We start from the raw sequence: 14,164 nt of genomic DNA, 5'->3' as shown, positions 1-14,164 counted from the left end.
GTCTTATTCGTTTAAAGCGCGATAAATAAATAACTGGTTGTTGGTAATTACTTTCTCATTCTCTTTTAAACCACTCGTGATATAAGTAATATCTCCAACTACCCTGAAAACTTCAACTTGTCTGGTTTCGATGTTGTTACGATCTTTAAAAACCATCACAAAATTTTTACTTTTATCAAAAACAATTGCTTTACTAGGTACGGCTATCATAGACTCTCCTTCGCTATAAGATAGTTTGATATTGGCATTCATATCTGGTTTTAGCATATAATCCGGATTCTTCAATTTTATACGCGCTTGCATGGCTTTTGTTTCCGGATCAATTACGTTGAAGATTTTATCTACTTTCCCTTTAAAAACTTTATCAGGATAACTCAATGTTGTAACATCAGCATCAATGCCTAGTTTTACTTTATTAATGTCTATTTCATTAATATTTGCAAGCGCCCAAACTTCGCTGATCTCGGCAATATCAAAGATGTTTTCAGAGCGGTCGTTTCTTAAAAGCATATCCTGATTAATGCTTTTTTGAATGATAAACCCGCTAATAGGTGCTGTTACTTCATAGATAGAACCGGCTTTGATGTTATAAATTTTATACGTTTCCTGAACCTTGCTTAATTGGGATTGTGCCTTATTAACCTCAGATTTTGCCTGCAGTACATCACTTTCAGAATTTAATTTTCCGTCAAATAATTCCTGAGCTACTTTCATATGATTTTTAGCTACTAAAAGATCATTTTTCGCATCGATTGATTGTTTTTCAAAATCAGCGATATCAGTACTTTTTATGGTAGCCAGAACTTGTCCTTTACGTACATAATCACCAAGTTCTACATTTACTTTAATTACATTTCCGCCAACAAGCGGGTATACATCAATCATTTTATTATTGTCAGCAGTAATTTTTCCGTAAAAGCTCAATACATTTTTTACGGGTTCTGTTTTGGCTTCGGCTGTTGTAGTTGTTTTTAGCATCGAATCGCTTAAGGCAAATGATGTATTTGTGTCTGTATTTTCAACTTCTTTTTTGCAGCTTGCGATTGATAAACTCACAAGAGCAATTCCTATAATTAGTTTATATTTCATTTTGTTTCGTTTTAGAATAAGTCTTTGTTGATGGTACTATTTAATTCTTCGCCTGAAAGCACTACTTTTTTCTTCAATTCATTTACCTGAATAGAAGCCTGATTGTAACTTTCCATAAAATCAGTAAATTCTAATAAACTAATATTTCGTTTTTGAAAATTGGTCAGAATTCCGTTGTATACTGCTTCAAAATCTGAGTTAACAGTAGGTTTTATAACGACATAGTTTTTTCTGGATTCATCCCATTTGTTCCATGCCGATGTGATTTCGGTTTGCAGTTGCAAATCAAAATTTTGTTTCTCAACTTTTGATTGTTCTAAAATTGTTTGTGCATACTTAATATTTCCTTTATTTTTATTCCAAAGTGGTAACGGAATTCCTAAGGTTAAATTTGCTTCTTTATTAAATGCACCGCTTCGCTGATCATAATTTGCTCCAACAGTTATGTCAGGAATCGAAAGGGATTTTTGCCATTTTACATTTATTTCATTGGCTTCTATATCTTTTTGTTTTGCCAGGTAATCAGGTCGATTAGCGATAGCATCATCCTGAAATGTTTTAAGATCAAACGGAATTGCCTGTATGTATCTGTTAAACTCTTCTTTTGAGACTTCAGGAACTACATTTTCAGTAGAATTCAATAACAGTTTTAAATTTCCTTGTTCTTCAATATTATCATTTACAACTTCCATACGTTCATTTTTGAAGTTTAGATATAAGGATTGCAAACGCACAACATCCCGCAAAGGAATATTTCCTTTTTGTGCCTGAATAGAGTAGGAGTTAATTAAATCCTCGATATGAACAAGTTGTTTATCAGTAGTTTCAAGGCTTTTTGTGTTGTAATAAACGGTGAAAAAACTTTTCCTTAATTGTAGTTTTAAGGTTCTCAGCAAATCATTAAATTGCAATTCGGCTAGTTTTTCATTGGCTTGAGCTAACTTTATTTCATTGCGTTTTTTTCCGCCTAAATAAATTAACTGTTCAATTCCAAATGCTTTTTGACCTTCTTTGCCAATATCAAAATACTGGTTTCTTTCTGGATTGTAAGCATTTAATTCTGCTGTAATTGTTGGATTATCCCAAATTCTGGCTTGAATAGTCAGTGCTTTCGATGCATCAATATTATATTGTGATGCGAGTAAAAAGAGGTTGTTTTTAAGAAATTGGCTTTCACAGTCTTGAAGCGTAACTGTTTTTTGAGCCAATACTACAGGACCGAAAAGTACAAGTAGGAATGCACAGAGTTTTCTCATTGTATTATTTTTAATTATACAAATATGCTATGACCAGACTTTAAGAGTGCTTAAAATCTACCTTAAAAATACCTTAAAATTAGTTACGAATGAAAAAATAACTGAAATAAATTCGTGTTAATATTTGGAACACTGTAAGTTATGGTTGCTTTATGTAGCGTTAGAATACGTTGAACAATACGTAAACCAAGACCAAAACCAGTTGTTCCTTTAGAATTTTGACCGCGCATAAAAGGTTCAAAAAGAATTTTTTGTTCCTCATTATTTAAGGTTGCTCCGGTGTTTGAAATTGCGATAATCAGATTATTATCATCTTGAGAACTAATAATTACTTTTGCCTGTTTGTTATCTGAGTAAACACAGGCGTTTTTTAGAACATTGCTTATTGCGATCTCCAGTAAATTTTTATTTCCTTTTATTTCTAAAGCAGTATCGAGATTGTCATTTTCTTCTATTTCAAATAAAATCACAAACTCAGGGTAACTTTTATTCAAATTTTCAATTGCCGAAAATAAGATTTCATCCATACGATGCACTTCATTATTCTCCTGCATTTTATTGTCTATTTTAGATAAAATCAATAAGGAGTTGATTAATTCAGTTAGTTGATTTACATCTGATAAAATGTTTTTTAGAAAGCTTTTCCTGTCATCGCTTGTTTTGTTGTCAGCAATTACATTTTCGATTTGAGAGGTGATTCTGGACAACGGAGTTCTAAGCTCGTGGGAGGCATGTGCGGTGAATTCTTTTTGTTTTTGATAGGAAACCTCAATTCTGTCCATCATAAAATTAAACTCATTGGCAATTAGATCAATCTCATCTTTATTGCTTTTTGATTCGACGCGTGTATCCAGATTATTCTCGTTTATGTTTTTTATTTTTTGATGAAAGGTATTTAGCGGACTCATCAATTTTTTTACTGTAATAGAGGTAACAACCCAACAAATGCAGGTAAAAAGGATATAAGAAACTACTAAGGTATATCTTAAAAACAGCAATCTTCTTTGCCCAAAATTATCCGTAGCAGATATTAAGGCATAGAAATCCCTGTCTTTGGTATCATAAAAAACTCCGTAGACTTCATAGTTTCCTTGTTTTTTAAAAAAGGTTTTATTCTTTTTTAAATATTTTAAATCATCAATTGACCATTTAATTTTAGCATCATCAATGCTGCTGTAAATAAGTTTGTAGTTAGAATCAAAAACCAATGTTTTTTCATCGTATAACTTATTGATGGAGTTTTGATCAATCATTTTTAAAAGCTGATTGTCGACTTCTTTTACATTGACTAAAAGTTTAATGTTTGAGAGGGCTTTGATTTCAAGACGGTCGCGAAATTCATCTTTTCTAAAGTTAGAATATAAAACAAATATCAATGTAGAAGCCAATCCAAAAAGGACTGTAAATAATAAACTTACTAAAAGTGATATTCGGTTTTTTAATGTCATTCTTCGTCGCTCAAATAATATCCGTAACCCACTTTGGTCCGAATGAGTTTTGTTTCGTGATCTTTATCTATTTTTTTTCTTAAAAAATTAATATAGACTTCAATTGTGTTTTGATTGGTTTCGATATGATAATCCCAAAGTTTTTCGGCAATAAACTGTTTTGACAGGACTTTTCCTTTGGCATGAGCCAGAATCAGGATTAATTTAAATTCTTTTGGAGTCAGTTTTATTTCTTCACCTGATCGAAAAACTTTCATATCATCTTCCAGAATTTCTAAATCGTTAATAAGAATCTTTTTCTCTACTTGCTGCGGAATATCTTTTCGTCGTAAAAGTGATGATATTCGGGCGTATAATTCTTCAAAATGAAAAGGTTTTACTAAATAATCATCGGCACCGTTATCAAAAGAAGCTAGTTTATCTTCGATTTCGCTAAAGGCTGTTAACATAATTATTGGAGTCTTTTTATCGAGTTCACGAATGCCTTTGCAAACCTCTATTCCGTTTATTCCCGGAACATTGATATCGAGAACGACCAAATCATAATCGTAAGGAAAATACTTTTTTAGTAATAAAGAGCCATCATAATATGGGAAACACTCGAATCCTTTTGAGGTAAAGAATGCTGAGATTTCTTTAGATAAAGTAAAATCGTCTTCGAGTAATAGTATTTTCATTTAATTGTTTATTTGCAAATTCGGCTATTTATAGAAATAACCGAATTTGCGTTTTGGATCTTGTCTTATTTGAAATAAGAAAAAGTTTCATTGTTTTCAATTTTCAATAAAGATTGATAAATCAACTGAATTACATTTTCGACATCATCTCTATGAACCATTTCAACGGTCGTGTGCATATAACGCAATGGCAAAGATATCAATGCCGATGCCACGCCGCCATTACTGTAAGCAAAAGCATCAGTATCTGTACCTGTGGCACGAGAAGTTGCGTGACGCTGAAAAGGTATTTTATTCTCGACTGCAATATCAACGATTAAATCACGTAATTTATTTTGTACTGCGGGAGCATAAGCAATAACAGGACCTTTTCCCATTTTAAGATCACCTTCTACTTTTTTGTCAATCATAGGCGTTGTTGTATCGTGGCAAACATCTGTAACGATAGCAACATTTGGCTTAATAGTCTGAGCGATCATTTCTGCACCGCGAAGACCAATTTCTTCCTGAACGGAGTTTACGATATATAAACCAAACGGAAGTGTTTTTTTATTTTCATGTAACAAACGCGCTACTTCAGCAATCATAAATCCGCCCATTCTGTTGTCTATTGCACGACAAACGAATTTATTTTCGTTTAAAATCATAAATTCATCAGGATAAGTAATCACACAACCTACGTGAACACCCATTGCTTCGACTTGTTCTTTGGTTTCACAACCCAAATCAATAAAAATATTGCTGATTTTTGGAGATTCTTCTTTATCACGCAAACGGGTATGGATTGCCGGCCATCCAAAAACACCTTTTACGATCCCTTTTTTAGTATGTATGTGAACTCTTTTTGATGGTGCAATCTGGTGATCTGAGCCACCATTTCGTATAACATATAATAAACCATCTTCTGTAATGTAGTTTACATACCATGAAATTTCATCGGCATGACCTTCGATAACTACTTTAAAAGGGGCATCAGGATTAATAACTCCTACGGCAGTTCCGTAAGTGTCCGTAATAAAAGTATCTACATAAGGTTTTAAATAATTCATCCATAATTTTTGTCCTTCACTTTCATATCCGGTAGGAGAGGCGTTATTTAGGTAGCTTTCCAGGAAAGCAATCGAGGTATCTTTTAAGATAGATTCTGTGCTCATAAAATATTTTTTTGCTAATTTATAAATTTGGTATTAGAGTTGTATATAAATATATAATTTTACACTTAAATTATGATTCAATGAAATTTACCTACTGCATTTTATTCTTTATATTGATTTCGTTTACAAGTCAAGCTCAGGTTACGCCCAAAGAAAACCAACAAATGGGGTATATACTAACTGAACAGGATTCTATATTGAACGATACAATCGAATTGCCTGAAATTATTATTTCGAAAGAAAAACTTGATCCTGAAGCGCAAAAGCAATTCCTGATTCTTCAAAACAGGGTTTACAAAGTATATCCTTATGCAAAATTAGCCGCTGATCGATTAACAGCTTTAAATCAGGGAATGGCGCGTTTGAAAACCAATCGTGAAAAGAAGAAATATTTTAAGATTGTAGAGGATTATCTTAATAACGAATTCGAAGAAAGACTTAAAAAGCTTTCCCGTAAACAAGGGCAGATTCTGGTAAAACTTGTTCATAGACAAACCGGGATTACAACCTATGAATTAATTAAAACCTTAAAAAGTGGTTTTAAAGCTTTTGTTTCAAATACTACAGCCAATTTATTCGATATTAGTTTAAAGACTGAATATAAACCTTATGAGTCAAATGAGGACTATTTAATAGAGACTATTCTTCTCAGAGCATTTGAGTCCGGACGATTAGTGAATCAAAAAGCAGCTACTCCGGTAAATTATGACGACCTGATGAATCATTGGCAAACAAAGGCAAAACAGGAAAAAGAGCCAAAATAACATTTACATTAAATTTACATTCGAAGACTTACAGGAAATACTTGTAGGTCTTTTTTTATTAATATAATTTTCGGATTACAGTTAATTTTCAAAATAAAAGAATTTACTTACTTTGTTGTAATTTTTATTTCTACCGGAATGGTCGACTAATGCTGTGCTTTTGTTAGATATTTGTGGGCTAAGGTATATTTCTGCTCTTTTTTTAACAAAATTCATGTAAATATTATTTGTTATTGAAAGTTTAATTTGTAGGTTTACTCTTCGCAACCATTTGTTAACCAAAATTTATTACATTATGAGAATAAAATTACTTAGTCTGTTTATGTTGCTAATGACCATCACCATGTGGTCGCAAAAGGAACCAGCCGATTTTACAATTTCCTTAAATGGAAATAAAATTGAAACTTCTGCAAATTTTAGTAAACAATTTAAAGAAAAAAAAGCTACAAGCAAACAAATTACTAAAACCGAGTATACTTTGCTGCAGTTTACAAAAATCCCATCGGTAGAAGAACAGCAAAAACTGAAGGCACAAGGTATAACTTTATTAAGTTATTTATCCGGTAATGCTTATTATGCTGCAATTGCTCCAGAATTTTATAGCAAAAGCAGTGTTTCTGATAATATCAGAACGACAATTACAGTTGATCCAAAGTATAAATTAGATCCTATGATTGTTGACAACGCAATTCCTGATTACGCTACAGGAGGCACCAATGGAATTAAAGTAGTTATTAGCTATTTTAAAGGAGTTGATGCTAAAGTTATTGAACAGGATTTAGCGTCTTTGTTTATTAAAGGAAGTAAAAATGAAGCGTCTTTTAATGAAGTTTATATCGAAGCTACAAAAGAGAAATTACAAGAAATAGCAAAATTAAATTGGGTTCAAAACATCGAATTAGTTGCTGCACCGGTAGAAAGCGATAATAAACCTGGTGTTACTTCGCATAAAGCTAATGTTTTAGGATCTTTAATTCCTGGTTTAGGTTATGGCTTAACTGGAAAAGGAGTAAAAGTTGGTATCTGGGATGGAAATCTTGAACAACATAAAGATCATACAGGCAGGGTTATTAATAGAGAATATGAATCAAATTCTTCGCATGGAGATCACGTTTCAGGAACTATTGGTGGAGCTGGTTTATTAGACCCAAAAGCCAGAGGTATGGCACCGGAAGTGCAAATGTATGGTTGGAATTTTAATACACAGTCAAATGGTCTTTCAGTTTATGCAGAAAGAGAGATAGCTGCTGTTCAGGATGGTATCGAGTTAACATCAAATTCTTATGGTGTAAACTTAACTTCAGGTTATAATACAGGAAGATACAATGTTGGAGATCGTGGAGATGATAATATTACTACTTTGTTTCCTTATCTTTTAACGATATATTCTAACGGAAATGCCCAAACAGCATATCCTGGAGGTTTTAATACATCTACAAAAAACTCAAAAAATGCGTTGCACGTAGCTGCAAATAATCCTGATGATTTGATCAGTAGTTATAGTAGTTTTGGACCAACAATCGATGGTCGTTTAGTACCTCAGATTGCTGCAGTTGGTACAGATGTGTACTCATTAGATTATAGTAACTCGTATCAGGTAATGAGCGGTACATCTATGGCAACTCCAGGAACCACAGGAACTGTTGCTTTACTTTATGAGAGATATAAAAACATTTATGGTACAAAACCACTAGCTTCATTGATGAAAGCTTTAGTGACAAATACTGCAAAAGATGCCGGTAATCCTGGTCCTGATTATAAATATGGATTTGGTAACTTAAACGGTTTAAGAGCGGTTAAAGCTCTGGATAATAAATGGTTTTATACTGCAGCTGTTGCCAATGGAGCAACTTATGAAAAAGATATCGTAGTTCCTGCAGGATTAGTGGGTTTAAAAGTGATACTTGCTTATTCAGATTTGCAAGGTACACCGGGAGCGACTGCCGTTCAGGTAAATGACTTAGATATTAAAATTATAAAAGATGGCGTAACTACTTTGCCATGGGTTTTAAATCCAACTGCACCAAATGCAAATGCGGTTCGTGGAGTAGATAATATGAATAATATCGAACAGGTAACTTTAGACAATCCTGCACCGGGAACATATAAAATTGTTGTTACAGGTTCAAAAGTGCCACTTGCTACTCAGGAATTTTCTGTAGTATATGATTATGTTGCTCCGGAATTAATTTTGACGTATCCGGTAGGAGGAGAAAAATTTAATACAGAAACTACAGAATATATTCGTTGGGATTACGAAGGTGAAGCTAAAAACTTTACATTAGAATATTCAGTTGATGGAGGTGTTACTTATCAGATAATAGCAAAAGATATTCCGTCTGCGGCTAGAAATTTTGCTTGGAAAGTACCTGCAGGAATTGTTGCGAATGCTAAAGTAAGAGTTAGTGCTGGTACAAAAGTAGATGCTTCAACAGCTGTTTTTAATATCATTACAGAACCTAAGAATTTGACTATTGCACCATCAGTTTGTGGTACATCCTCATACCAAATGAATTGGGACGCAATCGCAGGTGCCAAATATGAAGTTTTAAAAATGAATGGATATAAGTTTGATGTTGTTGCAACAGTTACAGATCCTACTTATACATTTACAAATCTTACAGCAGGAGAGGACAACTGGTTTTCAGTAAGAACTATTGATATTGCAACCGGAATCGTTTCTGAAAGAGTTAGAGCTGTAAATGTAGAACCAGTTTCTCAACCGGTTCTTAACGCTTTGAGTTTACCATTTTTAGAAAATTTCAACAATAGAAAAGCAAGTAATTATGTATTTACTGAAGGGGTAACAGGAACAATAAAATATGAATATATTGATCCTACTTTCTTAGATGGAGCAAAAATGTCAGGATCTGGCGAAGCACCATCAGCTCCTTGGATAGCAAGTACAACAGCAAATGCTTTTACTAACAATCCAAATTTTATTCAAAAAGTATCTTTCTGTGATATCGACGCAACAAGTCTTGCAGGGAAAGCACTTCGTCTTAAATTTAATTTAATTTGGAATAATGTTGGACCAGCAAATAAAAACTTTTTTAGAGTTGTAGTTAATGGTACTCCTATAAATAGCTACGAAAATGTAGGTGTTTATGGAGGAACAGCATTAGCAGGTAATACGGAATTGGTTTATGATTTATCAGCATATGCAGGAACTACATTTAGTATCGCTTTTCAATCAGTTATCGATAATGATGTTGTCGTAGTAAGCAGTGAGAATGTTTATAATTCAGTATTTATTGATAACGTTTCACTTTTTGAAGCCACAGCAACAGATCTTGCATTATCTTCACTTACTCCTAATACAGGACTTACAGCTGCAGAAACTGTAAAAATAAAAGTGTACAACCATTCTCCGGTTGCAGTAAGCAATATACCGGTTTCTTATAAAATTAATGGTGGAGCAGAAGTATTTGAAACTATTCCTGGTCCTGTAAACCCGCTTAGCGAAGTATCTTATGACTTCGTTCAAAAAGCAGATTTTTCAGCTCCGGGTGTTTATACAGTAATCGGAAGTGTAAATTACACAGGAGATGCTGTTGCAGATAATAATACAATTGAAAAAATAGTTACCAATGCAGGATCTGATATTTTAATGGGATCAACTGCCACTGTAACTACTTGTTCAGCAGTATTTACAGATGCCGGAACTCGTTATGCTAATTATGCAGATCAGCTGACTCAGGTAATCACTTTTAAACCAGCAACTGCAGGAAGTAGTATCAATGTTAATTTTACTGATTTTGATCTGGAACCAGATTATGATTTCTTATATATCTATAATGGACCTACGACAGCGTCTACATTATTAGGTACTTATACAGCAGGTAGTTTACCACCATCATTAACTTCTACAGCAGTTGGAGGAGAATTAACTTTTAGATTCACTTCAGATCAAATTGAAAATGCAAGAGGATGGATTGCAGATATAACTTGTGTAGCAAAACCAGTAGTAAATGATGCAGCAATTGCTTCTATAGTAACACCTGAAGTTTTAGGTAAAAAAAGCAATGCACACGATATTACGATAAGAGTTAGTAATTTAGGACCAAATGTTTTAACAAACTATCCTGTTTTTTATCAGGTAAATGGAGGAGCAAAAGTTACTGAAGTTGTTCCTACAATTGCAGCTTATGCGACTGCAAGTTTTACTTTTACAACTAAAGCAGATTTGTCTATTGTTGATGCGACTTATACAATTAAAAGTGGAGTAGACATAGCAGATGATAACGCTACTAATGATACACGTGAAAAAATTGTATACAATAAAAATGAGTTACCGGTTCATACCAATACAAATGGATATGCAATTTCAAAATTAAAATGGAATGATGTTGTAAATAATTCAGGAACTACAGCATATTCTGATTTTAAAAATGTAAAAATCCCAGTGTATGCTGGTTTTACTTATCAACCAGAAATTACAATTACTAAACCAGAAACTCCAATTACAAGAGATCAATCAGCGTCTGCAGTAGGAGTATTTACAATGATTGTAATTGATTTAAATGGAGATGGTAATTTAACCGATGAATTTTATGCAGGAACATTTTGGGTAAATACGACACCAACTTCTGCATCACCGGCTATTCCATCAACTACAAGCACACATTACTTCAGAAACAATTTTACATTAGTAGGAGGTTTAACAATTCCTGCAGGTACAACTTCTGGAGAAAAATTGATGAGAGTAGTACACATGTTCCGCTCACCATCAGAATATTATAACGTTAATCTTGGACCAACTTTTGACGGATTAACCAGCTCAAGAAGTGATTTTGAAGTAGAAGAATATACGATTAATGTATTGCCTTTTACAGCTGCAGATGCAAGTGTAGAAAGAATAGTTGCACCTATTAAACCAGGTAACGCACCAGTATCAGTTACTGCTTTAATTCGTAATTTTTCAAATTCACCAATTTCGAATTTTCCAGTTGCATACAAAATTAACGGAGGTACAGAAGTAGTTCAGAATTTTACAGCTACAATCGCTCCGGCTGCAACTGCTAATTTTACATTTACTACAAAAGCTAATTTAGGAGCTCCTGGAGATTATACAATTGATGTTTACACACAATTAGCAGGAGATACAGATGTTACAAATGATGCAAAATCAGTAACACTTTCGCATGCAACAAATTATGCTACAAATGTTACCGGAACTTTTGATGGAGTAAATGATTTCATTAAAACAGATGTTACTCCGGCTTTAAACCTTACCAATAATTATACATTTGAAACTTGGGTGAATCAAAAAGCACCTTCAGTTTTTGGTAGACTTTTAGATAAAAGTACAGTATTGGCATTTATACATAACAATAGTAGTTTATCAATATACAAAGAGAACAGTTTAGTTGTTTCTATTACAACTGCGGCTGGATCGTATGTAATAAATACAGGGTTAAACTCTATAAAACAAAATACTTGGCATCATATTGCTTTTACAGTAAGTGCAGCTAACGTATATACGGTTTATATAGATGGAGTTTCAGTTCCTTATACAAGTACTGGTACTGCAGGTGCGGCTTCTTCTAATGCAGCAGCAGCAGCTTACATAGGAAATAATGCAGGTTTAGCTCGTGGTTTAAACGGAAATATTGACGAAGTTCGTATTTGGGCAGGAGTTCGTAGCCAGGCAACAATTGCAGCTAATTCAATGACAAAATATATTGGAAACGAACCTGGATTATTAGCATATTACTCTTTTTCAGAAGGAGACAAACAGTTTGTGTTTGATGGTACAATAAGTGATAATACGGCTGTAGTAACAAATGCTGATACTAACGGATTAGGAGAAGGGAAATTCTGGAACGCACCAGTTCTATTACAAAAACTGGATTTTGTAAACCAACTTTCAGCTTCTTATGATGCGCCAACTAAAACATTTTCAGTTTTATTAAATGATGGTGCAGATATAACTTCGGCAGTTGCTAATTATTCATTAGGAATGAAAAGTATTGCAAAAATAAATGGCACTACTCAAGTTAGCGGAGTAACTACAAACGACTACACAAATCCTGTTACTGTAACAGTTGAAGGTGTTGGTTTCAATACCGGAATTACTGAAACATATACAGTAAAAGTGATTACAGGTCTAAGCAATGAAAGTAAATTACTTTCTTATGATTTTAAAACAGTTTCAAACCCTGGATTACCACAAGAAATCAATACTGATATTGTTGGAAATAGTGCTACCAAAACAGTACCATTTGGTTATGATGTAACAAACTTAGTAGCAGATTTCACCGTTTCTCCGGGAGCTGAACTTTATATTGACGGAGTAAAACAAGTAAATTCAAAAGCAATTGCTTCAAATTATTCTAATAGCTTCTTAGTGACAGTAATTTCAGAAAATAAACTTTCTCAAACTAATTATACTGTTACAATTAATGCTAAGAATGCCCAGGCAAGTATTATTAGTTACTCGGTTGCGAATCAGGTAGGAACAAGTGTTATTGATCCAACTTTAAAAACAATAAAAGTTTTGGTTAATAATAATGCCAACCTTAGCACGCTTGTTCCTAACGTTCAAATTTCAGACTTTGCAACGTTGCGTATTGGTACATATATTCAAAACAGTGGAGTAACAACATTAAATTATACTGCACCAGTTGTTTATAACGTAACAGCTCAAAACGGAACTATCGAATATTGGACAGTGACGATAGAAGCTGCTAAACCAACATTAACGCTGTTAGGAGACGCTGTGGTTTCTATAGATAAAGGATGTGTTTACACAGAGGCTGGTTATACTGCAACAGATAATTTAAATACAGATTTAACTTCTGCAGTTGTGGTTTCAGGTACTGTTGATGTAAACACAACAGGTCAGTATATCTTGACTTACACTGTAAAAGATGCATCTCAAAATGAATCGACAGTTACACGTACAGTAAATGTATCAAGTACTGATTGTACTCTTGGATTACCAACTAATACAATAAACGGTTTTGTTTTATATCCAAATCCTGTTGTAGACGGCAAAGTATACATAGAGACAGCATCAAATAGTACTAAAAACATTTTAGTATCTGATATGTCAGGAAAAAAACTTCTTTCTGTTCAAATAGAAAAGAACGAGTTAAATGTTTCTACTCTTTCTACTGGAGTTTATATAATAAAGGTAGAACAAGATGGTAACACATCAGTTCAAAAGCTAATTATTAAATAAGACTATTGTTGTGCAATTTAAAGCGGCTACTTATGTAGCCGCTTTTTTTTTTAGAATATAGTTGCTCCTATATATAAGGTATGATTTCAACAACTAAACCCGACAGTTTCAAAACCTGTCGGGTTTGTTATTATGTGGAATAGTTTGTCTGGCTGAGCGAAGTCGAAGCCTGCTTTTTGGTTTTCAGATTTATTCGATTTTTGTTCAGGAGCTATTTCCCGCTCCCGAAGCCTCGGGACCGTCACAAAAGGATTTCCACTGCTATCGGGGCTAGGGGAGCAGCTTTCAAAAGGAATTTTGATGTAAGGGAGATAGCCGGCAGGAAAACACGTGATTTAGCGGTTTTTGGGCTATTGTGTACTTCTTAATAAAAGGAGCTTAAAGATGTGAACCCACCAATATGAAGACTTTTTCAAAGCAACTTATTAAGAAAAGCCCAATGCGTAGCTGAAAAACCTCACAAAAGGCAAAAAAGGTAAAAAGCTAAGTTTTGTGTTATCAGAGTGTTAAGAAAAAGTTTTAAAAAACATTGAAATTATGCAATAAAAAAGCTTGTAAATGTAAATAAAGGGTCTACTTTTGCACCCGCA

At 33.5% G+C, this 14,164-nt stretch carries 7 protein-coding genes; 2 read left to right on the top strand and 5 right to left on the bottom strand.

What is annotated here, in order from left to right; translation table 11 throughout:
- Nucleotides 1–3: 3 nt before the first annotated feature.
- The 5 genes from ASF10_RS11690 to ASF10_RS11670 all read right to left on the bottom strand — a co-directional run bounded on the left by ASF10_RS11690 (nt 4) and on the right by ASF10_RS11670 (nt 5,624).
- On the bottom strand, nt 4–1,089 hold the full coding sequence (locus tag ASF10_RS11690) for an efflux RND transporter periplasmic adaptor subunit (RefSeq protein ID WP_056249286.1): 1,086 nt from the start codon (nt 1,087–1,089) through the stop codon (nt 4–6).
- Nucleotides 1,090–1,100: 11 nt separating this feature from the next.
- Complete coding sequence (locus ASF10_RS11685; RefSeq protein WP_056249284.1) at nt 1,101–2,345, bottom strand: TolC family protein; 1,245 nt, start codon at nt 2,343–2,345, stop codon at nt 1,101–1,103.
- Nucleotides 2,346–2,428: 83 nt separating this feature from the next.
- Nucleotides 2,429–3,793 (bottom strand): sensor histidine kinase, encoded by a 1,365-nt coding sequence (locus ASF10_RS11680; protein WP_056249282.1) that lies wholly within the window; start codon nt 3,791–3,793, stop codon nt 2,429–2,431.
- Nucleotides 3,790–4,470 carry a response regulator transcription factor gene (locus ASF10_RS11675; RefSeq protein ID WP_056249280.1) on the bottom strand — a complete coding sequence of 227 codons (681 nt, stop codon included), beginning with the start codon at nt 4,468–4,470 and terminating at the stop codon, nt 3,790–3,792. The genes ASF10_RS11680 and ASF10_RS11675 overlap by 4 nt, the downstream gene beginning before the upstream one ends.
- Nucleotides 4,471–4,535: 65 nt before the next feature.
- Complete coding sequence (locus ASF10_RS11670; protein ID WP_056249277.1) at nt 4,536–5,624, bottom strand: M42 family metallopeptidase; 1,089 nt, start codon at nt 5,622–5,624, stop codon at nt 4,536–4,538.
- 80 nt (nt 5,625–5,704) lie between these two features.
- On the opposite strand from ASF10_RS11670, the gene ASF10_RS11665 reads away from it, so the two are divergent.
- Both ASF10_RS11665 and ASF10_RS11660 read left to right on the top strand, forming a co-directional pair.
- The gene (locus ASF10_RS11665) at nt 5,705–6,388 is read left to right on the top strand and encodes a DUF4294 domain-containing protein (RefSeq protein WP_056249274.1); all 684 of its coding nucleotides are present in this window, start codon (nt 5,705–5,707) and stop codon (nt 6,386–6,388) included.
- Nucleotides 6,389–6,683: 295 nt separating this feature from the next.
- Nucleotides 6,684–13,574, top strand: a complete 6,891-nt coding sequence (locus ASF10_RS11660; RefSeq protein ID WP_082472425.1) for a S8 family serine peptidase — start codon at nt 6,684–6,686, stop codon at nt 13,572–13,574.
- Nucleotides 13,575–14,164 lie beyond the last annotated feature (590 nt).

Origin of the sequence: Flavobacterium sp. Leaf82 (genome assembly GCF_001422725.1) — a bacterium.
Taxonomy (GTDB): domain Bacteria; phylum Bacteroidota; class Bacteroidia; order Flavobacteriales; family Flavobacteriaceae; genus Flavobacterium.
The sequence above is the reverse complement of the archived record's forward strand: the minus strand, read 5'-3'. Positions and strand labels throughout refer to the sequence as shown.

Coding starts and splice junctions, on each gene's coding strand:
- ASF10_RS11690 (WP_056249286.1), bottom strand. CDS start 1,089: ATGAAATATAAACTAATTATAGGAATTGCTCTTGTGAGTTTATCAATC.
- ASF10_RS11685 (WP_056249284.1), bottom strand. CDS start 2,345: ATGAGAAAACTCTGTGCATTCCTACTTGTACTTTTCGGTCCTGTAGTA.
- ASF10_RS11680 (WP_056249282.1), bottom strand. CDS start 3,793: ATGACATTAAAAAACCGAATATCACTTTTAGTAAGTTTATTATTTACA.
- ASF10_RS11675 (WP_056249280.1), bottom strand. CDS start 4,470: ATGAAAATACTATTACTCGAAGACGATTTTACTTTATCTAAAGAAATC.
- ASF10_RS11670 (WP_056249277.1), bottom strand. CDS start 5,624: ATGAGCACAGAATCTATCTTAAAAGATACCTCGATTGCTTTCCTGGAA.
- ASF10_RS11665 (WP_056249274.1), top strand. CDS start 5,705: ATGAAATTTACCTACTGCATTTTATTCTTTATATTGATTTCGTTTACA.
- ASF10_RS11660 (WP_082472425.1), top strand. CDS start 6,684: ATGAGAATAAAATTACTTAGTCTGTTTATGTTGCTAATGACCATCACC.